General features: G+C 63.7%; 22 protein-coding genes. 17 read left to right on the top strand and 5 right to left on the bottom strand.

The annotated features are described in order from the left end of the window. Positions 1–44 precede the first annotated feature (44 nt). From PQR32_RS13960 to PQR32_RS13940, 5 genes are all read left to right on the top strand, one after another. The gene (locus PQR32_RS13960) at positions 45–1,652 is read left to right on the top strand and encodes an ABC transporter substrate-binding protein (protein ID WP_408227345.1); all 1,608 of its coding nucleotides are present in this window, start codon (positions 45–47) and stop codon (positions 1,650–1,652) included. 55 nt (positions 1,653–1,707) lie between these two features. Then, complete coding sequence (locus tag PQR32_RS13955; RefSeq protein ID WP_408227342.1) at positions 1,708–2,778, top strand: ABC transporter permease; 1,071 nt, start codon at positions 1,708–1,710, stop codon at positions 2,776–2,778. Between the two features lie 64 nt (positions 2,779–2,842). After that, positions 2,843–3,757: a nickel transporter permease gene (gene nikC, locus PQR32_RS13950; protein WP_408227339.1), complete on the top strand. Its 915-nt coding sequence runs from the start codon at positions 2,843–2,845 to the stop codon at positions 3,755–3,757. A 13-nt stretch (positions 3,758–3,770) separates the two neighbouring features. Further along, a complete protein-coding gene (locus tag PQR32_RS13945) occupies positions 3,771–4,637 on the top strand; it encodes an ABC transporter ATP-binding protein (RefSeq protein ID WP_408227336.1) in 867 nt (288 codons plus the stop codon). Further along, positions 4,634–5,416, top strand: coding sequence for an ABC transporter ATP-binding protein (locus PQR32_RS13940; protein WP_408227333.1), 783 nt, complete (start codon positions 4,634–4,636; stop codon positions 5,414–5,416). Before PQR32_RS13945 ends, PQR32_RS13940 begins: the two co-directional genes overlap by 4 nt. Before the next feature lie 235 nt (positions 5,417–5,651). On the opposite strand, the gene PQR32_RS13935 is transcribed toward PQR32_RS13940, so the two are convergent. The 5 genes from PQR32_RS13935 to PQR32_RS13915 form a co-directional block, all read right to left on the bottom strand. Further along, a complete protein-coding gene (locus PQR32_RS13935) occupies positions 5,652–6,743 on the bottom strand; it encodes a porin (protein WP_408227330.1) in 1,092 nt (363 codons plus the stop codon). Positions 6,744–6,862: 119 nt separating this feature from the next. Then, complete coding sequence (locus PQR32_RS13930; RefSeq protein ID WP_408227327.1) at positions 6,863–7,906, bottom strand: porin; 1,044 nt, start codon at positions 7,904–7,906, stop codon at positions 6,863–6,865. Positions 7,907–8,139: 233 nt separating this feature from the next. Continuing rightward, a complete protein-coding gene (locus PQR32_RS13925; RefSeq protein ID WP_408227324.1) occupies positions 8,140–9,549 on the bottom strand; it encodes a uracil-xanthine permease family protein in 1,410 nt (469 codons plus the stop codon). Positions 9,550–9,699: 150 nt separating this feature from the next. Then, positions 9,700–10,998, bottom strand: a complete 1,299-nt coding sequence (locus PQR32_RS13920; protein WP_408227321.1) for an MFS transporter — start codon at positions 10,996–10,998, stop codon at positions 9,700–9,702. A gap of 294 nt (positions 10,999–11,292) precedes the next feature. Beyond that, positions 11,293–11,979 carry a GntR family transcriptional regulator gene (locus PQR32_RS13915; protein WP_408227318.1) on the bottom strand — a complete coding sequence of 229 codons (687 nt, stop codon included), beginning with the start codon at positions 11,977–11,979 and terminating at the stop codon, positions 11,293–11,295. A 133-nt stretch (positions 11,980–12,112) separates the two neighbouring features. Here PQR32_RS13915 and PQR32_RS13910 point away from each other — a divergent pair, with 133 nt between their 5' ends. The 12 genes from PQR32_RS13910 (at position 12,113) to PQR32_RS13855 (ending at position 26,168) form a co-directional block, all read left to right on the top strand. After that, a complete protein-coding gene (locus PQR32_RS13910) occupies positions 12,113–12,517 on the top strand; it encodes a carboxymuconolactone decarboxylase family protein (RefSeq protein WP_408227315.1) in 405 nt (134 codons plus the stop codon). Between the two features lie 158 nt (positions 12,518–12,675). Beyond that, positions 12,676–13,470, top strand: coding sequence for an alpha/beta fold hydrolase (locus PQR32_RS13905; protein WP_408227312.1), 795 nt, complete (start codon positions 12,676–12,678; stop codon positions 13,468–13,470). A 113-nt stretch (positions 13,471–13,583) separates the two neighbouring features. Further along, a complete protein-coding gene (locus PQR32_RS13900) occupies positions 13,584–14,327 on the top strand; it encodes an SRPBCC family protein (RefSeq protein WP_408227309.1) in 744 nt (247 codons plus the stop codon). 30 nt (positions 14,328–14,357) lie between these two features. Then, positions 14,358–15,239: an FAD binding domain-containing protein gene (locus PQR32_RS13895; protein ID WP_408227306.1), complete on the top strand. Its 882-nt coding sequence runs from the start codon at positions 14,358–14,360 to the stop codon at positions 15,237–15,239. A gap of 19 nt (positions 15,240–15,258) precedes the next feature. Beyond that, a complete protein-coding gene (locus tag PQR32_RS13890; protein WP_408227304.1) occupies positions 15,259–15,771 on the top strand; it encodes a (2Fe-2S)-binding protein in 513 nt (170 codons plus the stop codon). 4 nt (positions 15,772–15,775) lie between these two features. Beyond that, positions 15,776–18,142, top strand: a complete 2,367-nt coding sequence (locus PQR32_RS13885) for a xanthine dehydrogenase family protein molybdopterin-binding subunit (protein ID WP_408227301.1) — start codon at positions 15,776–15,778, stop codon at positions 18,140–18,142. Between the two features lie 64 nt (positions 18,143–18,206). Continuing rightward, positions 18,207–18,935, top strand: coding sequence for an enoyl-CoA hydratase/isomerase family protein (locus tag PQR32_RS13880; protein WP_408227298.1), 729 nt, complete (start codon positions 18,207–18,209; stop codon positions 18,933–18,935). 149 nt (positions 18,936–19,084) lie between these two features. Continuing rightward, a complete protein-coding gene (locus PQR32_RS13875) occupies positions 19,085–20,752 on the top strand; it encodes a UbiD family decarboxylase (protein ID WP_408227296.1) in 1,668 nt (555 codons plus the stop codon). Continuing rightward, entirely contained in the window at positions 20,739–21,332 is a 594-nt protein-coding gene (locus PQR32_RS13870; RefSeq protein ID WP_408227293.1) for a UbiX family flavin prenyltransferase, read from the top strand. The genes PQR32_RS13875 and PQR32_RS13870 overlap by 14 nt, the downstream gene beginning before the upstream one ends. Positions 21,333–21,413: 81 nt before the next feature. Continuing rightward, positions 21,414–22,886, top strand: a complete 1,473-nt coding sequence (locus PQR32_RS13865) for an NAD-dependent succinate-semialdehyde dehydrogenase (protein WP_408227290.1) — start codon at positions 21,414–21,416, stop codon at positions 22,884–22,886. Positions 22,887–23,088: 202 nt separating this feature from the next. Then, on the top strand, positions 23,089–24,750 hold the full coding sequence (locus PQR32_RS13860; RefSeq protein WP_408227287.1) for a UbiD family decarboxylase: 1,662 nt from the start codon (positions 23,089–23,091) through the stop codon (positions 24,748–24,750). Between the two features lie 59 nt (positions 24,751–24,809). After that, positions 24,810–26,168 (top strand): MFS transporter, encoded by a 1,359-nt coding sequence (locus PQR32_RS13855; RefSeq protein WP_408227284.1) that lies wholly within the window; start codon positions 24,810–24,812, stop codon positions 26,166–26,168. The last annotated feature ends 2 nt before the right edge of the window (positions 26,169–26,170 follow it).

Genomic DNA, 26,170 nt, shown 5'->3' with positions numbered 1-26,170 from the left:
CGTTGTTCCGTGACAGGCTCTACCCCATTTCTTATGGAGCGAGTATGAAACTGGTATTGCGCAATGCACTGGCGGCGGCAGCGATCGCCTCCGCCTTGACCCTGTCGTTCACGGCGGCCAGCCCCGCTGCGGCGGCAACGCCGAAAGACATGTTCGTCATGGCGACTTTCCTCGACGAATTCACCACGCTCGATCCCGGCGAAGTCTACGAGCTGGTGCCAGAAGAATATGTGGCGAATACCTATGACCGGCTGGTGCGAGTCGATCTGAAAGACCCATCGAAGTTCAACGGCGATGTCGCGCAATCATGGACCGTCAGTCCCGACGGTCTGACCTTCACGTTCAAGATCCGCCCGGGTCTCAAGTTCCACTCGGGCAATCCGTTGACCGCCGACGACGTCGCCTGGTCGATCCAGCGCACGGTCCTGCTCGACAAAGGCGCGGCCGCCGTGCTGCAAGGCATCGGCCTGACCAGGGACAACGCGCTCAGTAACGTGAAAAAGATCGATGACACCACCGTCAGTGTGACGACCGACCAGAAATACGCCCCGACGTTTGTCCTGAACGTGCTTGGCGCGTGGCCTGCATCGGTGGTGGACAAACAGTTGCTGCTCTCGCACCAGAAAGGCAATGACTTCGGCAACGACTGGCTGCGCACGAACGAGGCGGGCTCCGGCGCCTACAAGCTCGTCAAGTGGACGGCCAACGACAGCATCGTGCTGCAGCGCTTCGACGGTTATCGCTTACCGCTCGCGATGAAGCGCATTGTGTTGCGTCACGTGCCGGAAGCATCGAGCCAGCGCCTGCTGCTCGAGAACGGCGACGTCGATGTGGCGCGCAATCTGAGCCCGGACGACCTCGCCTCGCTGACGAAGTCCGGCAAGGCGCATGTGAGCGCCGTGCCGCAGGCGACGCTTCTGTACCTCGGCCTCAACGTCAAGAATCCGAACCTGGCGAAACCGGAAGTCCAGGAAGCGATGAAGTGGCTGATCGACTATAACGGCATCCAGAGCAATGTCGCGAAGACCACCTACAAGGTGCACGAAACTTTCCTCCCGGAAGGTTTTCTCGGCGTGCTGAACACGAATCCTTACCAGCAGAACGTCGCAAAGGCCAAGGCGCTGCTGGCAAAAGCCGGGCTTCCGAATGGCTTCTCCGTGACGATGGACGTGCGTAACGGCTACCCGTACGGTGAAATCGCCGAGGCCGTGCAGGCCAATCTCGCCCAGGGCGGCATCAAGGTTCAGATCATCCCGGGCGACAACAAGCAGACGCTTGCGAAGTACCGCTCGCGCTCGCACGACATCTATATCGGCGAATGGTCGGCGGACTACATCGACCCGCACAGCAATGCGCAGGGCTTCACCTGGAATCCGGACAACTCCGACAAGTCGGCCTACAAGATGCTCGCGTGGCGCAACTCGTGGAATATTCCTGATCTGACGAAGGAAACCAACGCGGCGCTCGCCGAATCGTCGACCGCCAGGCGCGCCGAACTGTACCAGACGATGCAGAAGCAGATGCTTGCGAACTCACCCTTCGTGATCATGTTCCAACAGGTCTCGCAGGTCGCCGCGCGGCCGGGCGTGACGGGGCTTGAAGTGGGTCCGATCAACGACCTCGTGTCGTATCGTGACCTGAAGAAGCAGTAACGTAGGCGGCGAAGGCGAAACTGTCCTGGTTTCGCCTTCGGCCGGGGAACCCATCATGTCGACTCCTCTCACGACTCTCGAGCGCATGCGCGCGCTTTCGGCTGAAAGCGCCAGCGTGCGCTGGACCTTGCGCCTCGTACGCTGGATCTTCACGCTCGTGATTACCTTCACCGGCTTGCTGGCCGTCACGTTCGTGATCGGCCGCAAGATACCGATCGACCCGGTACTGGCGGTTCTCGGCGATCGCGCCTCGGCGGCGGCCTACGCGGCGGCACGCCTGCAGCTCGGGCTCGACAAGCCGCTCACCGTGCAGTTCCTGATCTACGTGCGCGATGTGCTGCATGGCAACTTCGGCATGTCGCTGCTGACGGCGCACCCTGTTATCGAAGACATCCAGCGCGTGTTCCCCGCGACGCTCGAACTCGCGACCCTATCGACCATCATCGGTGTGCTGATAGGAGTGCCGCTGGGCGTGATCGCCGCCGTGCGCCACAACCGCTGGATCGATCATGTTGCACGCTTTGTCGGTCTCGTCGGCAGCTCGGTGCCGGTGTTCTGGCTTGGACTGATGGGACTGCTGTTGTTCTACGCGAAGCTGCACTGGGTAGCCGGTCCGGGGCGCGTCGATCCCGTATTCGACGGTATGGTCGACACGCATACGGGCAGCCTACTGGTCGATTCACTCATCGCGGGCGAATGGGACGTGTTTTTCAATGCGTTCTCCCATATCGCGCTGCCTGCGGCCATTCTCGGCTACTACTCGGTCGCTTATCTGAGCCGGATGACGCGTTCGTTCATGCTCGAGCAGTTGAGCCAGGAGTACATCACCACGGCACGCGCAAAAGGCTTGCCCGAGCGCCGGGTGATCTGGCGTCACGCTTTCGGCAATATCGCCGTGCCGCTTCTGACCATCATCGCGCTGACGTACAGCTATCTGCTCGAAGGCTCGGTGCTGACCGAAATCGTCTTCGCCTGGCCCGGTATCGGCTCGTATCTGACGGGCGCGCTGCTGAATGCCGATATGAACGCCGTGCTTGGCAGCACGCTCGTGATCGGCGTCACGTTCATCGCGCTCAATCTGCTGACCGACGCGCTCTATCGCGTGTTCGATCCGCGCGCCCGCTGATGCTGCGGAAGTTTCTTTCGTGCTTCCCCCATTGGATCAATCAACGCAAACGCAGGACTGGCCGATGAATGCCGCGCCCCGACGATGGAAAGACTGGCTGCTGAGCGACACGCCCGCGTCACGCAAACAGGCCGCGCTCGGGCTCGCTTATCGGCGCTGGCGACGCTTCGCGGGCAATCCGCTGTCTGTGTTCGGCTTTGTGATTCTCGCCTTGCTGATCATCGTCGCGGCAATCGGACCGCTGATCGCGCCGCACGATCCGTTGCAGCAGGTTCTCTCCGACCGCCTTCTGCCGCCGGGTTCGCCGTCGCACTGGTTCGGCACCGACCAGCTTGGCCGCGACATCCTCTCGCGGCTGATCTACGGCTCGCGGCTCACGCTTTCGATCGCGATTCTCGTCGTGGTGATCGTGGTTCCCGTCGGCCTCCTGATCGGCACCACGGCCGGCTTCTTTGGCGGCTGGGTCGATAACGCGCTGATGCGAATCACCGACGTGGCCCTTGCGTTTCCGAAGATCGTGCTTGCGCTCGCATTCGCGGCCGCGCTGGGGCCGGGTGTCATGAACGCGGTGATCGCGATTTCGATTACGGCGTGGCCGGCTTATGCGCGTCTCGCGCGGGCGGAGACCCTGCGACTCGTGCAAGCCGATTTCATTCACGTCGCGCGGCTGCAGGGCGCCTCGCGGATGCGCATCCTGTTGCGCTATATCGTGCCGCTGTGCTCGTCGTCGGTGATCGTGCGCGCGACCCTCGATATGGCCGGCATCATTCTCACCGTCGCGGGTCTCGGGTTCCTCGGCCTTGGCGCGCAACCGCCGAGCCCCGAATGGGGTTACATGGTCGCGTCGGGCCGCAACGTGCTGCTCGATTCGTGGTGGGTGGCCACCATTCCGGGCTTTGCCATTCTGCTGGTGAGCCTCGCCTTCAACCTGCTTGGCGACGGTCTACGAGACGTCTTCGATCCGCGCCATGGAAACTGACAGGCCAGCCGATATGACCCAACCCCTGTGTGAAATCGACGACTTGCGAATTGGCTTTCGCGGCCACGACGGCGAATTGACGGAAGCCGTGCGCGGCCTGTCGCTGACGCTCCATCGCGGCGAGCGGCTTGGTATCGTCGGCGAATCCGGTTCGGGCAAATCGTTGTCCGGGCGCGCGCTGCTCGGCCTGCTGCCGCCTGCGGCGCAATGCCATGCGAAGTCGATGAAGTTCGATGGTCAGGATCTGCTGACGATGTCGGCACGCAAGCGCCGGCAACTGTGCGGCCGGCAGATGGGCATGATCCTGCAGGATCCGAAATACTCGCTGAACCCGGTGATGACCGTCGCGCAGCAGATGCGCGAAGCGTTCCACCTGCACGGCCCGAAGCTCGGCCGCCGCGAGATGCGCGAGAAGATCATCGCGGCGCTGGCAGCGGTGCACATCCGCAATCCGGAGCGTGTCGCCGATGCGTACCCGCACGAGTTGTCGGGCGGCATGGGACAACGCGTGATGATCGCCATGATGGTGTCGTCCGGCCCGCGACTCCTCGTCGCCGACGAGCCGACCAGCGCGCTCGACGTGCTCGTCTCGATGCAGGTGCTCGGGATTCTCGACGAAATGATTGAAAAGCACGACACGGGCCTCATTTTCATCAGCCATGACTTGCCGCTCGTGATGTCGTTCTGCGACCGCGTCGTCGTGATGTACGCGGGGCGCGTGGTGGAAACCTGCGCGGCACGCGATCTCATCCACGCCCAGCATCCTTATACGCGGGGCCTGCTCGCGGCGAATCCCCCGCTCATCGATCCGCCCGATGAACTGCCCGTGCTGAAGCGGGATGCAGCGTGGCTCACGCAATCGACAGGAGCGTCAGCATGATCGACGTCAACGCCCTTACGGTCCGCTTCAGGACGAAGACCGGTTACTTCGACGCAGTGCGCGAGGCGAGCTTTCACGTCGGCGAAGGAGAAGTTTTCGGGCTGGTCGGCGAATCCGGATCCGGCAAGTCGACGATCCTGCGCGCGTTGACCGGCCTCGCGCCCATCGCTGGCGGCAATATGACGATTGGCTCGCATGTGCCCGGAGAAAAGATCAACCGCTCCTTTCGACGCGACGTGCAGATGGTCTTTCAGGATCCGTACGGCTCACTGCATCCGCGATTCACAGTCGATCAGACCTTGCGCGAACCGCTGACCATCAACGGCATCGACCGGCAGGACGAACGCATCGTCGATGCGCTACACGAAGTCGGGTTGGGTCCGGCGTATCGCTTCCGCTATCCGCATCAGTTGTCAGGGGGCCAGCGGCAGCGCGTCGCGATCGCACGGGCACTGATTGTCGAACCGCGCGTGCTGCTGCTCGATGAGCCGACGTCCGCGCTCGATGTGTCCGTGCAGGCCGAGATTCTCAACCTGCTGCGACGGCTTCACCGCGAACGCAACCTGACGATGATCCTCGTGAGCCACAACCTGGCGGTGGTCGGCTTTCTCTGCTCGCGCGTCGCGGTCATGCGTAATGGCGAGATCGTCGAGCAGTGCGATATCGCGTCCATTCGCGCACAACAGGTCGAGCATGAGTACACGCGCCGCCTGCTGCTCGCGACCACGGGCTATCAGCGCAAGCCGGTTCAGGCAATTGGAGCGGACGCAGCGTTATGAACGCTCGCGCGACGACGGGGAGCTGTCACGGAACCTGTCCGTCGTGTCGCATTGTGACCGGGTCAAGGCAGCTGCTTCCGGTATTTCCACTCGTCTGTCCCGACCTTCAGTGGTGAGGTCGAGCCAGTATTCTGATCAGCATCACTTCTGTCCCGGCCGTACAAGCTGCAGGAGTATGCCGTCAGTATCGTTCGCCATGATCGCAAGCCTCACGTCCGGCTCGTAGTGCCCGCTTCTAGAAGAAGTGGTTCATACCGAACGAGAAGCCCGTCTGCTTGCTATGCAAGGACGGGTTCAGCGTTGCATTGGTCACGTAGCCGCCCGTGAAATGCGTGTAGTCGACATCGGCATAAAGCTCGGTGCTCTTCGAAAGCGAATAGCTGACGCCCAGAATGGCGACGTCCTTCCTGCCGTCCACGCCGGCTGTCGTGTTGTTGTCGTCGTAATAGGCACCCGTTACGCTGAATGCCCCCGACGCCTTGTAGCGGAAACCGCCCCACAGGTACTGATTGCGCGTCTCGCCGTGCACGGTTGAGGGAACGGCTTGCGTGGCGAGCGAATAGCCGCCCATCAGATCAACGGGACCGAGCGTCACGGCGCCGCCCGCAGTGTACTGATTATTGGCGAAATACGCGCTCGACGTAGCCGAAAACGGGTTCGAGCGATGCGTATAGCCTGCACCGAACTTGAACAGTTTCGTGTGATAGTTCACGCCGCCCGCGACCATGGTGCCGCTCGCCAAACTGCCCGCCACGCCGCCCGGTGCATAGACGGCGCGAGCCGTCCACGGACCGAAGTCGCCGTGATAGTGAATAGCGTTGTCGTCGCGGCCGCTCGTGCCGCCCGAAATCGCCGCCGCTTCGGTAATGCCCAGATAGTGCAGGTCGAACGGTTCGAAGTCCTTGATCAGCCTGTGCTGCAGCGTGAACTGATGGCCGATGTTGACCTGACCGAACGGTCCGCCGAATCCGACGGTCGACGTACGCTGGAACAACTGGTTGGTCGTACTGCTGTTCGCGCCGGTCGAAAGAATGTAGCCCGCTTCCAGATTGAAGCGGACGTAGTATCCACCGCCCAGGTCCTCGACGCCGAGAAAACCCCAGCGATTCGATTTGTAGACGCCATTCGATGCCATTGTCAGCGCCGCTCCGCCTGCCTTCGTACCGTTCACGACATTGCGTAGACCGCCATCCAGCGAGCCATACAGCGTCACGCTGCTTTGCGCGTGCGCGGCACCGCCCGACAGCCCCAACAAGGTCATTGCGGCTAGCGAGCGCCGCAGGCCGATCCTGCGTGTGCCGCTACCTGTTGCTCCAGTCTCAAACATATCTCCTCCATTGAAATCGTTGCTTTGTGGGGCGGGAGGAAGTGCCGTGCGCCGCACTCCTCCGTACCGTCAATCGTGGATCGCGCGAGGAATTCGCGCGCGTGGCAGCACGCAGCCGATCAGAATTGCGTGCGAAGACCGCCGCCGATCGTGGTGCCGGTCGACATCCTGCTCGCGCGATCGGACAACACCGCCGCATAGACGTCGGTCCGCTTCGACAACGGATAGTCGTACGAGAACGCCCACGTATTGCGATAAACCGAGCTATGGCCAGAACTCTTTGAATAGGCATCCGAACCAAGAATCCTGCCCACGCCCACGGGAACCGCGAAGCCGATCTGGCCGGTGTCGATGCCGACGTCACCGGTCGAGATCGCATCCCGGACGTGCTGGTACTGGCCGTACAGTTTCACGAAATTCATGTCGTACGACACTCCGAGGTTCACCACCGACTGCGTCGTCAGTCCGGGCAACACCGTGCCGAGGTCGCCGGCGTTCAGGCTGTACTTGATCTGCTGATACACAACCGACGTCGCGAAACCGCCGTTGTTGTACGAGACCTGGCCGCTCCACTTGTTCTGGCCGAGATGGCCCGGCTCGTTGCCGAACGAATACATTGCGCGCCCGACGAGGCCGTTGAACGACGGCGAGGCGTAATACACCGAGTTCCACCATTCGCCCGCGTTGCCGAATACGCCCTGGCCGTTCACGCCGACGTAACTCTGCAGCACGATCGGCGAGAACACGAACGAGTTGAAAAACGGATTGAACGTGATCGTCGAGAACCATAGCAACGGCGGGATCAGACCGGACGTTGCCGTACCGTATCGACCGGTCACGCCGACGTACGCGTTACGCGAGAACAGCCCGTCATGCGGGAAACCGGTGCGGCCCATCGCACCGCTCTGGATATTGAAATAGCCTTCGAGGTCGAAAACGACCTTCGTGCCGCCGCCGAGGTCCTCCGTACCGCGCAGGCCGAAGTACGGCGCCGTCATTCCGCCGTTGCCGGCGATCACACTCGACTGACCGTTCATCGGCTTCTTGTAGCCGATGAACGCATCGAGTAGCCCATAGAGTTGCACGCTCGATTGCGCGTGAGCAGCTTCAGCGAACAGCGCGGCGCCAACAACGAGCGCTGTTACCCCGAATTTCAATTTCATCTTTGTCTCCTGCCTGTCCAAACCCGGATTCACGGCTGCGAAGCGGTGGGCGTTCGAACACATTGACATGCGTCGAAGCACGCTCTGATGTTTCGCTTTCTTTATTGATAAGTATGACTAAATATTACATCTGCACTACCTGATTTCCAGGCGGTCTCGCACGATCGGCAAAACGGATGATGCGGAGATAGGTCCGGACGGGCCGCCCGCCCGGACCAATTTTTTCGCCTTATCTATATCTGATTCTGTGTGCGCGACGGTGCGGCCGACGGCGTGTTCGACGGCTTCTGCTTCGCGCAAAGCAGCGAGTGCAATACGACGAGAGTCAAACCGCCCGAAATCACCGGCTGCTGAAGCACAAGCTGGAGCATCAGCGGCATCGCATGGATGACTTCGTGCGAGATGAAGAGGCCGCCGAGACCAACGAGAAACGCAAGCCCTGACGCGATCAGCCGCCGATCGTCCCATTCCACCTGCGCGAGAATGTGCACGCCGTGCATGAAGACGATGCCGAACAGCAGCGTCGCGGCGGCCGAGATCACGGGGATCGGCACAACGACGAGCAGCATATCGAACTTCACGCAGCCGCCCAGCACGATCAGGAGGATGCCGGCAGCGAGGGTCACGAAGCGCGAGCCCACGCGCGTGGCGCGCAGAATACCGATGTTGTCCGGATACGCGATAGTGCTGAAGCCGCCACAGACCGCTGCGACGACCGAACCGAGCGCGACGCCAAACAGCCCTTCGGACATGCGGCCCGGACTCAACGTCTCGTCGCCCCATTCGGCAACGGCCTGGTAAAGCGCCATCGATCCCATGCCGGCCGGAATCAGCACGAGCAGGAACACAGCGACGAGATCGGGGCGCACGCCGAAGCCAAACGGAAAGATGCGCGGCTCGACGAGGAACGGCGCAGCGGCCACCGCCGCGAACGACACGGGCTGGAACAGCGTATAGGCCAGTGTGCCGAGCGCGAGGCCGAGCAGGATCGCGACCCGACGCAGGCGTTGTCCGCCCCACAGCATCGCAAACACGATACCGGCCACCGCCACCGCGCCCGAAAGCAGGTTCACGACCGGAAAACCGGGGCTTTTAGGGCCGCCGATCCAGGTGGGCAACGCGACGCTTGCGATCTGCACCACGATCAGCATCACGATCATCCCGGAGATGATAGGCAGGCGCAGATGCCGCGCGAACATGCCCGCCACGCTGCGCCCGCGGATCGGTAGCGTGAGCAGGCACCAGATCAGCGAAGCGGCGAAGAACGACCCGAATGCGGTGCCGAGCCCGCCCGACTGCAAATGGCCGACCGTCAAAAGCGCGCCAAAGCTGCCTGCGTAAGGTCCCTGCGCGACCGGTAAGCGCAATAGCAGCACCGATTGCAGGATCGTGATGATCCCGCACACCATGAAGGTCATTCCGTACAGGTATGCGATCTGCGGATCGGGTAGATGAAATGAGCGACCGAGAAGTCCAGGAAAAACGAACATGCCGGTCATTCCGAATACGTTCTGCAGTGCGAGCACAGCCAGTTGCGGCAGCGGCAAACGCTCGTTGATTCCGATATCGAAGACGCGCGCCGGCGGATTGTCTGCGGTGCCCTCTCGGGTTGAAACGCCGGGTTTCGGCATGTCTGTACTCAAGGTGTGTTCCATTGGACCAAAACGAAATCCTGTCTGACGACGCACGCCTACCCCGGCCGCGCCGCTTCCGTCCTTCGAATGCGATCGCACGAAGGAAGCACTTGCATCCCAGCGGCGGATAAATCGCTCGCCGCCTGTCTTCAGTCATCCTCAGTTGTCGAGCGGAACGCCCTTTGTCTCGGGACCGAACCAGATCGACACCATGCCGACCACAAAGAGGAGCGACACCGCAGCCGATGCCGCCGGAAACGATCCGAACTTCGCGACCACCGCGTTGCCGGCGATCGGACCGATACTCGTCAGCGCACGGGCCATGTTCCAGCAGAAACCCTGGCCTGTCGCGCGCACTCGGGTCGGGAAAAGTTCAGGCAGATAAGCGGCGAAGGTGCCGAATGCGCCAATGACGAAATAACCGTACACCGGCATCAGCCATAGCACCCCGCTGACGTCGTGCACCGTCAGGAACAGCACGAGCGACACGACGAGCGACCCTAACGAAAAGATGAAGTACGACATGCGCCGGCCGAATGCGTCGAGCATCCAGATCAGCGTCAGGTAGCCGAGCGTCGCGCCGATCATCATGAGAATGAATGCGTAGCTCACCGTATTGCCGACGTCGCGATGATCGGCGGCCGCAGCGGAAAGCTGATGAATCCAGCTCGGCAGGAACGTGAGACCGCCCCAGCAGCCGAGCATGGCGGCCGACGAAACGACCACGCCGATGATCGTCTTGCGGCGCAATCCCGGTGCGAAAATCGCGGTGAAAGTCTGCATCGCCGATTCGGCGACGACGCTGTCGCGCACCTGCACCCAGCGCTGCGGCTCGGGCACGAAGCGGCGCACGAGAATCGTCACGAGTGCGGGCGCGGCGCCCACGCCAAGCACGACGCGCCAGCCGAAGCGGCCGAGCAGCAGATTGTCGAGCGCCGCCGCGAGAAAGCCGAATGCGAACGCCATCTGCATGATCTGCATGGCGCGAGCGCGTTGCCGGCCCGGCCACGATTCGGCAACGAGCGCAGCGCCTGCCGCCCATTCGCCGCCGATGCCGAAACCGGCCATCGCCTGCGCGACGGCAAGCTGGGGCCATGTTTTCGCGAATGCGCTCAGCAGCGTGAAGGCCGCATAGATCAGGATGGTCCAGCCCATGATGCGCGAGCGGCCGAGCCGGTCGGCGGCCACGCCGAACAGCACGCCGCCGATACCCCACGTGAGCAGCTTGCCCGCGATGATGTAGCTGCCGATCTTGCTGATTTCCGTTGCGTCGGTGCTGTGCAGCAACTGGCTGACGCTTGGCACGAGGACGAGCGTGAAGAGATTCAGGTCCATCGAGTCGAACATCCAGCCGAGGAACGCCGAAATCAGCGCCAGCCACTGGTAGCGCGACAACCTGAAACCCTGCGCGTCGGCCGAAGCCACCGACGCCGCCTTGGCGCTCTGCGATGTGCCCATTGTTCCCGTCTCCTAATCTACCGCCGCAAAGGCGAGCGATTTGATTGACACGGGTCTCAGGGCCCGCTTATGTCACTGGGCGCAGTATAGCGTAATGCAATTATATTGCAATACAGATTATTGTATTACTGGACAAGAATCGACGGGTTGCGTCCATCGAACAAGGTCGCGAGACGGAAGAAGCTGGCGATTTCGCGCCGGCCGGCCCGCCGCGGCCCGAACCTTCCCGCCCGTGCCCGGTGGATCGGGCACGAAGCAAGCCGAGCAGACGCGCGGTCGGTCGACCTGGTCGATCTAGGTATTAACCGCTACAGCAAGCACCTGAACCGCTAGCCTTTCGGCCTGTTCGACATGGCGCTTGCACGCCGCCGCAGCCGCGTCGGCGTCGTTGCGCATCACGGCGTCGACGATCATCGCAATCTCGTCGTAACTTTGCTGGAGGCGCCCTTCCTGCGAGAGCGTCGTCGCGCGCAACATCATGACTCGCGTATGGACGAGACGCAGCATCTCGGTCAGTACCGGATTGCCGGCGCCTTCGAGCATCACGTCATAGAACTGTGCCTTCTGCTTCAGGAAGAGCATGGTGCCCTCCTGCCCTTGCATGTCCCGCATCGACGCCAGTTCCTTCAACGCCGCATTCAGCGCGACGCGCTGGTCGTCGGTCGCCCGTTCGGTGAACTGGCGGCCCGCCAGCGCCTCGAGTACCGCGCGCACTTCATAGAGACCCCGCGCCTCGTCCGCTGTCATGACGGAGACGATCGGACCTTTGTGGGGAATGATCTGGACAAGCCCTTCGGCCACCAGTTGACTCAACGCCTCACGAACGAGCGTGCGGCTTACGCCAAGCATTTCGCAGAGTTCACGCTCGATCAGCCGGTCGCCCGGCTTGAACGTGAGGTCACTAATACATGCGCGCAAACCGTCGATCACTTGCTGGCGCAGCGTTGCCACCGGCCGCACTACCAGTCTGTTGGTATTCATTCCATCCCTTTGCCGTAAAAAATAAGGAGCGCTGTACTTCGTAATACAATCATATTGACATTCGACAGCGAAGCTCCGATACTGCCTCTCATTATACAATCCTACAACCACTGGATAAACCCGAAGGATACTCATGGAAGACATCACGCTATCCGAACGTCGTGCCATCGGCGCCAAGATCCGCAAGGAAGTGCTGGGCGCGAGCCACACGCAGGGCAACGCGACCCCCCATCTGTTCGACAACGTGTTCCTCGAATACACGGAAGATGTGTGCTGGGGCAACGTGTGGAACCGCGAGGGCCTCACGCGCGCCACGCGCAGCATGCTGAACCTGGCCATGCTGGCGTCGCTCGGTCGCTGGCACGAATTCGAAGTCCATACCCGCGGCGCGGTGAACAACGGTGTGACGGAACAGGAAATTGCCGAGGTGGTGCTGCAGGCCGGCGTCTATGCAGGCATTCCTGTCGCGGCAGAAGGGTTGCGCCGGGCGAAGGCTGTCGTGCTCGATCTGAAAGCAAAAGCCGCGGCGACTGCCTGATTAGCTTGCGATTCGCCAAGGCGCTCCGCGATTCGTCGTCTCATTCCAGGCTCATATGCCTCGTGGTCCCGGGGGCGCAGGCGTTGCGCGCTGTGGGTTGCCGACCCGGTAGCCGAGCGCTAAGCACCTGTCACCCCCGCGCATTTCCCGTATAAGTCATGTCTCATTCAACTTTCTGCGAAATTCAGGCCGGCCGCATTGCCTACTCCCGTCGCGGGACGGGCCGGCCGCTGGTTCTGCTTCACCCGATCGGCGTCGACCGGAGCTGGTGGGACGAATACGTCGAGCATTGGGCCGCATCGTATGACGTCATCGCGATCGACATTCGCGGCCATGGCGAGTCCAGCTCCGTCACTTCGCCCGTCACGCTCGCCGACCATGCGGCCGACGTCGCCGCCGTGCTGCGCAAGGAGCGCGTGAGCGCTGCCACGCTGATCGGCGTCTCGATGGGCGGCATGATTGCGCAGCGTGTCGCGATCCAGTTTCCGGAACTCGCCGGCGCGCTGATTCTTTGCGGGACGGCCGGCGGCTTCCCCGACGAAGTGCGCCCGCGCATTCTCGCGCGCGGCGACATGGGCCGCCAGGGCTCGATGTCCGAAGTGATCGACGACACGATCGCGCGCTGGTTCGCCGCCAACACGCCGCGCCCCGACCTCGTCCAGAAATGTCGCGCGCGTCTCGCCGCCGACGACTGGTATAGCTGGAGCGCGAACTGGCAGGCGATCTCGCTGCTCGACAATCTCGCTGAACTGCCGGGCGTGAGCGCGCCGGCGCTTGTCGTCGCGGGCGATGCCGATGCGAGCATTCCGCCGGCGGTATCGCAGAAGATCGCCGACGCGCTGCCTGACAGCCGTTTCGTCATCATTCCAGGCGCCGCGCATTTTGGCGCATTCGACATGCGCGAAATCTTCGCAACGGTATTCGACGATTTTCTGTCGGGCCTTGCTCAATGAAATGAAACGCTAGCCCGCCCGCGCGCGAGGACAATCTCACGCGCCGTGCGGCTCGGTAGTGACCGAATAAGTGGAGCGGCGTCCATCAGGGCCGATCGCGCCAAGGAGGCAGTATGGCAATCACAATCCGTTCGTCTTTCACCGTCGATGCACCGCCCTCGGACGTCTGGAAGACCATGATCGACATCGAACGGTCCGCGCCGTGTTTTCCGGGCGCGGAACTCAAGGAACAGCAGCCCGACGGCAGCTACAAGGGTGGCTTCACCGTCAAGCTCGGCCCGCTCACGCTGAAGTTCGCGGGCAAATTCAAGATCGCTGGACAGAACGACGCCGACCGCACGGTCGTGGTGTCCGCAAGCGGCACCGACACGAAAGGCCGCGGCGGCGCCGATGCGCAGATCAACGCGGCCGTCACCGACGCGGACGGCGGCAAGACAAAGGTCGACGTCGTCTCGGACGTGAACCTGTCGGGCACGGTCGCGCAGTACGGGCGCGGCGCCGGGATGATTGAGGCGCTTTCGCAGCAACTGCTGAACCAGTTCGCGAAGAACCTGACGGCGCTGATCGAGTCGGACGCGGCATATGCCGCCGAGACCGCCGCACCTGCGCAAGCCGCCGAATCCGCTCAAATCACTCAAGCCACTCGAACCGCGGCGCCGGACACGGCTAGCGAGCCCGGTGTGCCGAACACGGCTGCCACAGCGGATGCGCCCCGCCCGGCCGCCGAAGCGCGCCGGCCGCCGCCCGCACCTGCGCCGGTCGTGCCGCTCGACGCAGGCGCTCTGATGCGCAAGGCAATGTGGCAGTCGATCCGGAATTTCTTCGCGCGGCTCTTCGGCGTCAAACAGCATCATTGAAGAAGCCACTGCTGCACTATCGGAGCACGCATGAAACCCAGTGAATTTCTGTATCACGCGCCGACCACCGTCGACGAAGCCGCGCAGTTGCTCGGTACGCTCGAGGATGCCCGAGTGCTCGCCGGCGGCCAGTCGCTGATGCCGATGATGAACTTCCGGTATCTGATGACGAGTCACCTGATCGACCTGAACGGCGTCGAGGCTCTGACCCGCATCGAGGAGCGCGGCGGCCGCCTTCACATCGGCGCCATGGCGCGGCAGCGCGACATCGAACTGTCGCCGCTTGTCACGAAACGCGCGCCGCTGATCCGCGAGGCGTACCAGCTCGTGAGCCACAAGCAGATCCGCAATCGCGGCACGCTCGGCGGCAGCCTGTGCCAGCTCGATCCGTCGTCGGAGCAGCCATGCTTCACGGCCGCGCTCGACGGCGTACTGACGATCGCGCGCTATGAGGACGGCACAGTCACGCACCGCGAGCTGCCCATGTCCGAGTGGGCGCTGATGTACATGACGCCCGCACTCGAAGAAGGCGAACTGCTGGCCGGCATTTCGCTCGACATCTGGCCCGAGGGCCACGGCTACGCATTCGAAGAGTTTGCGCGGCGTCATGGCGATTACGCCATCGTCGGCGTCGCGGCGCTCTGCACCGCCGATGCACAGGGACGTCTCGACCGCGTTTCGCTGACGATCTGCGGCGTCGCGCCCGGCCCTGTGCGGATGCACGACGTCGAAACCGCCCTGCGCGATCGCCCAATGGACGAAAGCGCGCTGCGCATCGCGAGCGACGCCGCACGCGCGCTCGACGTGATGACCGACGCGCACGTGAGTACCGACTACCGCCAGCATCTCGCCGGCGTCCTGACCGAAAGAGCGCTGAAGACGGCGTTCTCGCGGGTCGCAAGACAATCGTAGAGTGACAAAGGAGATGGACATGGAGACTCGTACTGTCAGAGTCGTTGTCAACGGCACCGCTTACGAGCGTGAGGTCGAATCGCGCCGCATGCTCGGTGACTTCCTGCGTCACGACCTCGAACTCACCGGCACGCACTACGGTTGCGAACACGGCGTATGCGGCGCCTGCACCGTGCTGATTGAAGGCCGCACCGCGCGCGCCTGTCTGACGCTCGCGGCCCAGGTGAATGGCCGCTCGCTGACCACCGTCGAAGGGCTGGCCCACACGGATGGCACGCTCAACGAGCTGCAAAAAGCTTTCAGCGAAACGCACGCGCTGCAGTGCGGGTTCTGTACGCCCGGCATGCTGATGACGCTGACCGAACTGCTGAACGAAACGGATGCCCCTAGCGAAGCCGAGATCCGCGAAGCGATCACGGGCAATCTGTGCCGCTGTACGGGCTACCAGCCGATCGTCGCCGCGGCCCTGCTCGCCGCGCAACGCATCCGCGACCAGCGTGCCGCCGCACCGGCGGCACACGCTACGGAGTAACTCGATGGAAATTTCCGACCTGAAAGGCGCCCCCACCGACCAGCGCTTCATCGGCAAGCGCGTTGCGCGCACCGAGGACAAGAAGCTGCTGAAGGGCCAAGGCTCCTACGTCGACGACGTGCATCTACCGAACATGCTGCAGGCCGCCGTGCTGCGCAGCCCGCACGCGCACGCGAAGATCGTCTCGATCGACTGCACCGCCGCTCGCGAACTCAAGGGCGTGCATGCCGTCTACACGCATGCGGATCTGAGCGGCCGGGCACGTGGCCGCGCGCCGTCGATGCTGCCGAACCCCGCGATCCGCTTCGAACGCACCCAGGAACTGCTCGCCTCGACGGAAGTCACGTTCGCGGGCGAAGCGGTGGCGTTCGTCGTCGCGGACAACCGCTACATCGCGGAAGACGCGTGCGGTCTGATCGAAATTGAGTACGACACGCTGCCCGCCGTCGCCGAGTGCCGCGCTGGCCTGCTTCCCGATTCGCCGCTGTGCCACACCGACGCGAAAGACAACGTCGTCGCGCATATCGAAATGGGTTTCGGCGACATCGACGCCGCCTTCAGGGATGCGCCGCATGTCGTCGAGGCAACCTACTGGCAGAACCGCGGTTCCGCGCATCCGATGGAGACGCGCGGTTATCTCGCCGAATATCACGCTACCAACGGCGAGTTGACCGTCTGGTCGTCGGGTCAGGCGCCGCACCACGAGAAAAAGAACCTCGTCGAACTGCTCGAGTGGGATCCCGAGAAACTGCGCGTACTGATGAACGACGTCGGCGGAGGTTTCGGTCCGAAGCTGCCGTTCTATCCCGAGGAGGCACTCGTCGCGATCGCGGCGGTGGCGCTCAAGCGTCCGATCAAATGGATCGAGGACCGGCGCGAGCACTTCCTCGCGGTCACGCAGGAGCGCGACCAGTGGTGGACCGTGCGCATGGCGCTTGAGAACGACGGCAAAATCCGCGGCGTGAAGCTGGAGATGGTGCACGACAACGGCGCGTTCCTGCCGTGGGGCATCATCACGCCCTACATCTCGATCACGACGACGCCGGGCCCGTACGTGATCCCCGCGATGCACGCCAAACTCGACGTCGTCTACACGAACAAGTGCGCAACCTCGCCGGTGCGTGGCGCGGGCCGTCCCCAAGCCGTGTTCGCCATGGAGCGGATTCTCGACAAGGCCGCGCGCACGCTCGGCATGGACCGTGCGGAGTTGCGCTGGCGCAATCTGATCCAGCCGGAACAGATGCCGTACGACGCGGGCTTCATCTATCGCGACGGCAGCCCGTTGCGTTACGACAGCGGCGACTATCCCGCCTGTCAGAAAGCGGCGCTTGATCGCGCGAACTACGCGAGCTTCGCCGGGCGCAAGGCCGAGGCGCGCCGTCAGGGCCGCTTCATCGGCATCGGCATGGCGAGCTTTGTCGAAGGCACCGGCATGGGCCCGTTTGAGGGCGCGACGGTGCGCGTGCAGGCGAGCGGCCGCGTCGTGGTGATTACCGGCGCATCGCCGCAAGGTCAAGGCCACAAGACGACCTTCGCGCAGATCTGTGCCGAGCAGCTGAACGTGCCCCTCGAAACGATCGACGTCATTACCGGCGACACGGGCGGCATCTCGATGGGTGTCGGCACGTTCGCGAGCCGCGCGACGGTCAACGCAGGCAACTCGGTCTACATCGCCGCCCAGGCTGTCGGCGAAAAGATGCTCACGCTCGCCGCCCACCTGTGGAAGTGCGAAACCAGCGACCTCGTGCTCGTCGAGGGTCACGTGGCGCGCCGCTCGGGCATCGAACAGCGCATGAGCTACGGCGAGCTGGCGAAGATCTCGCAGGGCATGCCCGGTTTCACGATGCCCAAAGGCCTCACCGCAGGCCTCGAGGAAACCAAGTACTTCTCGCCCGCGCAGTCGACGTATTGCAACGGCACCGCCGTCGTCGAACTCGAAGTGGATCGCGAGACCGGCCATATCAACATTCTCAACTACGTGATGGCGCACGATTCGGGCAAGCTCATCAATCCGATGATCGTCGACGGCCAGGTGATCGGCTCGGTCGCGCACGGCATCGGCAACGCGACGCTCGAATGGATGCAGTACGACGAGAACGCGCAGCCGACCACGACGAACTTCGGCGAGTACCTGCTGCCGATGGCGACCGACGTGCCGAACGTCGACATCGTGCACCTCGAAACACCGTCGCCGCTGAACCCGCTCGGCGTCAAGGGCGCGGGTGAAGGCGGCACGATCCCGGCCGCGGCGGCGATCGTCGCGGCCATCGAGGACGCGCTCTCGGAATACGGCGTCGAATTCACCGAAGCGCCGCTCGTCCCGCAGCGCGTGTTTCAGAAACTCAAGGAGGCCGGCGCCTACGCGCGCTGACCTGCGCAGCGCCGGCTCGTCGCCGGCGCCAATCCCCTGTTTTCATTGTTTGGACCTCTTCTCCATGACGACCGAATTCACCGCAGCGCTCCACGAATCCGAATACCGGATCACCCTTGCCCAACCGGAACTCGGCAACATGCTGACGCTCGACGCCATGCGCGAACTGGCCGCCGAAATCCGCAAGGCCGGCCGCGACAGTGCCGTAAAAATCATCCGGATCCGCGCATCCGGTCCCGCGTTCTGCCGCGGCCGCGCGGTCGGCGCGCCGCCCGCCACGCCGCCGACCTCCGCGCAGTTCCGCCGCAACGTGGCCGATCCGATTCTCGACGTCTACCGCGCGATGCACGAAAGCGAAGTGCCGCTGCTCGCCGAAGTGCAAGGCGATGCCGAAGGTTTTGGCTGTGCGCTCGTCACCGCGTGCGACATGGCCGTCGCCTCGGACAGCGCGCGCTTCAACCTGCCCGAGCTGCAGAAAAACCTGCCGCCTACGCTCGTGCTGTCCGTGCTGCGCTACAAGGTGCCGCCCAAAGCGTCCGCGCACATGGTCTACCTGACCGAGACCATCGACGCCGCGAATGCGCGCGAGTGGGGCATCGTCGCCGAAGTCGTGCCGGCCGCGAGCCTGAGCGAACGCGCCGACGCAATGGTCGCCTCGATCTGCACACGCGACCGGATTGCCATCGCGGCCTTGAAGACGTACTTCCGCGAGATCACGATTCCCGACTTCTCGCTGGCGAGCGAAGTGGCGGGAGCCTCGCTCGCGAATGCAATGACGTCGATGCGCCGTTAAGACGCAAGCGCACCATCAGTGAGGCGCCGTCGCGACACATTCGCCCGGCACCTACGGAACAGATCGAACACGCAATATCCGCCCGCGCCGGGCAACACTTCAAGCAATACGGGCGCCGCGCAATGCGGTGCTACACGGGACTTCTAGCCATGGCTGAACAAGACACCACTTCCACGTCTGCCGCGAACCCGGGTTACGCGGACCTGCACGAACACATCGCGCGCCTCGAAGCAGCAGGATTGCTGTACCGGATCGACGAGCCCGTCAACAAAGACACCGAAATGCACCCGCTCGTGCGCTGGCAGTTTCGCGGCGGCATTCCTGAAACCGATCGCAAGGCTTTTCTCTTCACGAATATCGTCGACAGCAAAGGCCGGAAGTACGACATTCCGGTCATCGTCGGCGGCATCGCGGCGAATCCGGAGATCTACCGGATCGGCATGAACGTGCCGACGCTCGACGACATCGGCGACGCCTGGAACCGCGCGATCGACAATCCGGTGCCGCCCGTTCTCGTTGAAAGCGGCCCCGTGCACGACATCGTGATCGAAGGCAAAGACCTCGAAGGTCCAGGCAACGGACTCGAATCGCTGCCGCTGCCGATCTCGACGCCGGGCTTCGATGCCGCGCCGTACATGACCATGACCGGCGTGATCTCGCGCGATCCGGACACCGGCGTGCAGAACATGGGCACGTACCGCGGCCATCTGAAGTCGGCGACGCGTCTCGGCATGATGATGCTCGTGAACCTGCGCGCGGGCGGTCTCGACCACTGGCGCAAGTACGCGGAGAAGGGCGAAAAGATGCCGGTCGCCATCGTGCTCGGCGCGCCGCCGCTCGTCGCGTTCCAGGGGCCGCAGAAGCTGCGCCCGAACGTCGACGAACTGAGCGTCGCAGGCGGCCTCGCCGGTGCGCCGATCCGCGTCGTCAAGGGCCGCACCGTCGATCTGCTGGTGCCGGCCGAGGCGGAAGTCGTCGTCGAGGGTTACGTCGATCCGCAATATCTCGAACCGGAAGGTCCGTTCGGCGAAAGCCACGGCTACGTCGCGCTCGAGGATTACAACCTCTCGATCGAAGTCACGGCGATCACGCGCCGTAAGGACGCGGTGCTGACCTCGATCATCTCGCAGGTCACGCCGTCCGAATCGAGCGTCATCAAGCGTCTCGCCTACGAGCCAATGTTCCTGCGCCACCTGCGCGACCATCTCGGCATCCGCGGCATCAAGAAGGTGTCGCTGCACGAGCCGCTGACCAATCTGCGCCGCTTCGTGTTCCTGCAGTTCGAGCGCGGCGCGAAGCGCACCGAAGTCTGGCGCGCGCTGTACGGCACGATGTCGCTGCAGGCCGCGATCGGCAAATTCGTGATCGCCATCGACGACGACATCGATCCGGACAACGCCGACGCCGTTTTCTGGGCGATGGGGTATCGCTGCAATCCGGTCGAAGACGTGAAGCTGATTCCCTACCGCGAGCCGGGCCACGGGCCGCGCTCGGACCACGCGACCGGCCTCGATTCGGCCATGCTGATCGACGCGACCATGAAGGCGCCCATGCCGCCGCTCGCGCTGCCCAAGAAGGAATACATGGAGAACGCCAAGGTGCTGTGGGAGCGCCTCGGCTTGCCTAAGCTGAAGCCGGAGTCGCCGTGGTACGGCTACTCACTCGGAGACTGGACCGACGAATGGGACCGCAACGCCGAACAGGCGACGCGCGGCGAATGGATGCAGCGCGATGCGTCCTACCAGGCGCGCCGCAAGAGCGGCGTCGAACCAAATTCGCCGGTGCGCGGCATCGAGGGCGATCATGGCGACGAATAACGGCACGCCGGAACGGATCATCGTTGGCATCACAGGCGCGTCGGGCGTGATCTACGGAATTCGCGCGCTCGAACTGCTCGCCCAGGCGGGCATCGAGACGCATCTCGTGGTCAGCAAGGCCGCCGAGTTGACGATGACCTACGAAACCGACATCCGCGCCGCCGATTTGCGCGCGCGCGCATCGAAATGGTATGCGCCCGCGGACATCGGCGCGGCCATTTCGTCAGGCTCGTTCAAAACGAAGGGAATGCTGATCGTGCCGTGCTCAGTGCGCTCGATGAGCGAGATCGCCACCGGCATTACGAGCTCGCTGATCAGCCGCGCAGCCGACGTCGTGCTGAAGGAGCGCCGGCTTCTCGTGCTCGGCGTGCGCGAAACGCCACTGCACGGCGGACATCTGCGCACGCTCGTGCAGCTCTCGGACATGGGCGCGATCATCGCGCCGATCGTCCCGGCGTTCTATTCGAAGCCGCAAACGATCGCCGACATCGTCGATCACACGATTGGCCGCATGCTCGATCTGTTCGACATCGAAACCGGTGTGGTCAAGCGCTGGAAAGACCAGCCGCAGGAGTCGTAACCCACGCATCGCCCCGCTTTCACCACCCACCTCACAGGCCCGCCGCGCAGCGCTGCCGGCGAGCCGCCTCTTGCGATGACCATGACTGAATCCAATCCGCTTTCCCGGCTCGCCGATCCGAGCCTGTTGCGCTCGCTCGCCTATGTCGACGGTGCATGGTGCGGCGCCGACGATGCCCGCACGTTCGCCGTCGACGATCCCGCCACTGGCGAGAAGCTCGCCGACGTGCCGCTCATGACCGGCGTCGAGACACGCCGCGCGATCGAAGCCGGCGAACGCGCGCAGCGCGGCTGGCGCGCGCTCACCGCGGCGCAACGCGCGGCGATCCTCAAGCGCTGGCACGCGCTGATGGTCGCGAGTACGGACGACCTCGCGATCATCATGTCGGCCGAGCAGGGCAAGCCGCTCGCCGAAGCCAAAGGCGAGATCGGCTACGCGGCGTCGTTCATCGAATGGTTCGCGGAACAGGCCAAACGGATCGACGGCGACGTGCTCGCCTCACCGGCCGCCGACAAGCGGATGCTGGTGACGAAGGAGCCGATCGGCGTCTGCGCCGCGATCACACCATGGAACTTCCCGGCCGCGATGATCACGCGTAAGGTCGCGCCCGCGCTCGCCGCCGGCTGCGCCATGATCGTGAAGCCCGCTGAAGCCACGCCGTTGTCGGCACTCGCGCTGGCCGAACTCGCCCATCGCGCGGGCGTGCCGGCCGGCGTGTTCAGCGTGGTCGTCGGCGATCCTCGCTCGATCGGCGCGGAGATGACCAGCAACCCCATCGTGCGCAAGCTTTCGTTTACGGGCTCGACGCCGGTGGGTCGCCTGTTGATGAGTCAGTGCGCGCCGACGGTCAAGAAACTTTCGCTCGAACTCGGCGGCAACGCGCCGTTCATCGTATTCGACGACGCCGATCTCGATGCGGCCGTCGAGGGCGCGCTTGCTTCGAAGTACCGCAATGCCGGTCAGACCTGCGTCTGCACGAACCGCTTCTACGTGCAGGACAGCGTGTACGACGCCTTCGCCGAAAAATTCGCGGCGGCGGTCGGTCGCATCAAGGTCGGCAACGGTTTTGAAAGCGCCGTGACGCAGGGCCCGCTCATCAACGAGGCGGCGCTCGAGAAGGTCGAAGCGCACATCGCCGACGCCGTGGCGCACGGCGCGCGCGTGCTCACTGGCGGCAAGCGTCATGCGGCGGGCAAGCTTTTCTTCGAGCCGACCGTGGTGGATGGCGTCACCGCGTCGATGCGTTTCGCAACCGAGGAGACTTTCGGCCCTGTCGCCCCGCTCTTCCGCTTCAACGATGAAGCAGAGGCAATCGCAGCCGCAAACGCCACCGAGTTCGGTCTCGCCGCCTACTTCTACAGCCGCGACATCGGCCGGATCTGGCGTGTTTCCGAGGCGCTCGAATACGGCATGGTCGGCATCAACACGGGCCTGATCTCGAACGAAGTCGCGCCGTTCGGCGGCGTCAAGCAATCCGGCCTCGGTCGCGAAGGCTCGAAGTACGGCATCGAGGAATATCTCGAGATCAAGTACCTATGCATGGGTGGTCTCTGAGCAATGCCGCGGCGGCCGCCGGTTACCGACCGAATCCATCACGTCAGGACCGGCGCCCGGCAGTCGTTCGACGGCAGTCCAGCCCACCGCCGCGGCACCGGGCGTCGATGGCCGAACGCGCGTTGACATCCGCGATCCTGTTATGCAATCATACAATCACACGAACTTACCCACCCGCTGGGTCTCACAGTAAGGAGACAGAATGTCATCATCGCCTCACGATCTTTCGCGAACGGCAACTGCCGGCGGTGCCCCGCGCGACCTGCAGGAACATATCGCCCGGCTGGAGGCCAAGGGGCTGCTGACCCGCATCGAGCGGCCGATCAACAAGGATACGGAACTGCACCCGCTGGCGCGCTGGCAGTTCCAGGGCGGCCTGCACGAAGATCAGCGCCGCGCTTTCCTGTTCACCAACGTGGTCGACGGCGACGGCCAGACTTATGACATCCCGGTGCTGATCGGCGGGCTTGCCGCCTCGCCGGAGATCTACGCTACTGGCCTGGGTCTGCCGGTCGAGCAGATTGGCAAGGCCTGGACAGAGGCGATCGCCGAGCCGGTTCCACCCGTCATGGTGACGCAGGCGCCCTGCCAGGAGGTGGTGATCAGCGGCGATGCACTGAAGGAAAAAGGCTTGTCGCGCCTGCCGGTGCCGGTTTCCACGCCCGGCTTCGACGCGGCGCCCTATCTGACCGCCACGCTCTGCGTGACCAAAGATCCGGAAAGTGGCGTCCAGAACATGGGCACTTACCGCGCCGCGCTGAAGTCGGAGAACCGGCTGGGTGTGCGCATGGCGAGCCGCCTGTCGGGAGCGGGTGGTTATCTCCATTGGGAGAAATATCGGGCCAAGGGCCAGCAGATGCCGTGTGCCATCGTGCTAGGCTGCGCGCCCGCCGTGCTGTTCACCGGGCCGCAGAAGCTGCAGATCGATCAGGACGAGATGGCCGTTGCCGGTGGCCTGATGCGCGCGCCGGTCGAGGTGGTGCGCTGCAAAACCATCGATCTCGTCGTTCCCGCCGATGCCGAAATCGTGATCGAAGGCCTGATCGACACCGATGCGCTCGAACCCGAAGGCCCGTTTGGCGAAAGCCACGGCCACATCGCGCTCGAAGACTACAACATGTCCATGCACGTCACCGCGATCACGATGAAGAAGAAGCCCGTCTTCGTCTCGATCATCAGTCAGGTAACGCCCAGCGAAAGCTCCGTGCTGAAGAAAGTCGCCTACGAGCCCTTGTACCTCGAACATCTGCGCAAGGTGATGGGCGTGCGCGGCATCGAGCGGGTGGTGATGCACGAGCCGCTGACCAATCTGCGCAAGGTGATCTTCCTCCAGTTCGCGCGCGGCACACAGCAGGCGGAGGTGTGGCGGGGCCTGCAAGGTGCCGCGACGCTCCAGGCGCAGTGCGGCAAGCTGGTGATCGCGGTCTCCGAGGATATCAACCCGGAAAACGCCGATGCGATCTTCTGGTCGTTGGCCTATCGGGCCGACTTCACACATGACTTGCACGTGACGCCCTACCGCGCCAGCGGCCACGGTCCCAAGTCCGGTCGCGCGCCACTCGAAAGTACGCTGCTGATCGACGCGACGCTGAAGCACGCCATGCCGCCGCTGGCCCTGCCGAAGGAGCAGTACATGACCGCGGCACGCAAGATCTGGGAAGAGCTGGAACTCCCCGTCCTCACACCGCAGCCGCCATGGCATGGCTATCACCTGGGCGATTGGGACAAGCGTTGGGATGAGTATGCAGAAGCGGCTACCTCTGGCGGCTGGCGCGAGACGGGCGAGCGGACCTGGGCCAACCGGCGCGGCGGCGTGAAGCCGGAAACACCGGTGCGCGATGCGTCGGGCGGCCACAGCGAGTGAGCGCCAACGCGCCGCCCGACTGTGAACAACCCCAGGAGCAGAGGCATCCGGAGACCGACATGACTCAAAAGAATACCGTCGATATCGCCCAAGTCGTCGAGACGCAGGAGCGCAGCTGGTTCACCGTGACCCTCTTCGTTCTGTGCGCCCTCGTCATGCTGGCGGACGGCTTCGACAATCAGGCTTTGAATTACGCCGCCCCCGGCATCATCAAGGAATGGGGCATCAACCGGGCCCTGATGACGCCCGTGTTTAACATCAGCATCGTCGGCTGGATGGCGGGTTCGGTCGTCTTCGCCATGCTGGCCGACCGCATCGGCAGGCGGCGCGCCATCCTGCTGGCTACCGCGCTGTTCGGCGGCTTCACTTTCGCCGTGCCCTTCGCCCACAATCTGGTCGAACTGTCGATCCTGCGCTTCTGCGCCGCGCTCGGCATCGGCGGCGGCATGCCGATGGCGGTCTCGCTGATCACGGACTACGCCCGCTCGGGTAAGCGTGGGCTGATCATTACCCTCCTCTATCTCGGCTACACCGCCGGCTCGTCCGGCGGCGGCCTTCTCGCGGCGGAGATCATCCCGGCGTATGGCTGGCGCTCGGTCTTCTATCTCGGTGGAGCGGGCGCCGTGGTGGCGGTCATCATCCTGTTCGTCGGACTGCCTGAATCGATCCGCTATCTGAGCCTGCGCAATCCCACCAGCGACCGCATCCTCGCCTATGCCCGCAAGCTGAAGCCCAGCGCGCAGTTCGCGGACGACACGCGCTTCACCATCCAGGAGCAGGCGCGCACGGGTGTGCCGGTGAGGCACCTCTTCACCGAGGGCCGTTCGGCCATGACCGCCTTCCTGTGGCTCGCGCTTGGCTTTTCCTTCGTCACCCACTTCTTCCTGTCGCAGTGGATGACGACGCTGCTGACCGACGAAATCGGCTTCGCCAATGCCGCCCGCAGCCAGGCCCTGTTCCAGCTCGGTGCCGGCTTCAGCTGGTTCTTCGGCTGGATGATCGACAGGAAGGGCGTACGGGTGATGACGCTGACGATGATCCTCGGCGCCATTCCGGTGGCGGCCCTGGGGCTGGCCGTCGGTACGAGCGCCGGTCTCACCATGGCGATGGCGCTGGTCTCGGGTCTGCTGGTCCTGGGTGGGAATATCGGCCTCAACGCCATTTCGAGCATGATCTATCCGACCTTTATCCGCTCGACCGCGACCGGCGCCTCCTTCGCGGTGGCGCGCATCGGCGCCATCGTCGGCCCGCTGCTTGCCGGTGTCCTGATCGCCGTCGGAACGCCGATCGGGACGATCTTCCTTCTCGGTGCGTTGCCGTTGCTGGCGGCAGGTGTCGCCTGCTTCATGCTCAACAGAACCATCACGCCGGAAGCAGCACGAGAAATGTCCTTGCGTTCGGCGCTGTCGCGACACTAACG

This window comes from Paraburkholderia dipogonis, assembly GCF_046027395.1.
GTDB lineage: Bacteria > Pseudomonadota > Gammaproteobacteria > Burkholderiales > Burkholderiaceae > Paraburkholderia > Paraburkholderia dipogonis_A.
This window is presented reverse-complemented; position numbering and strand designations above follow the sequence as displayed.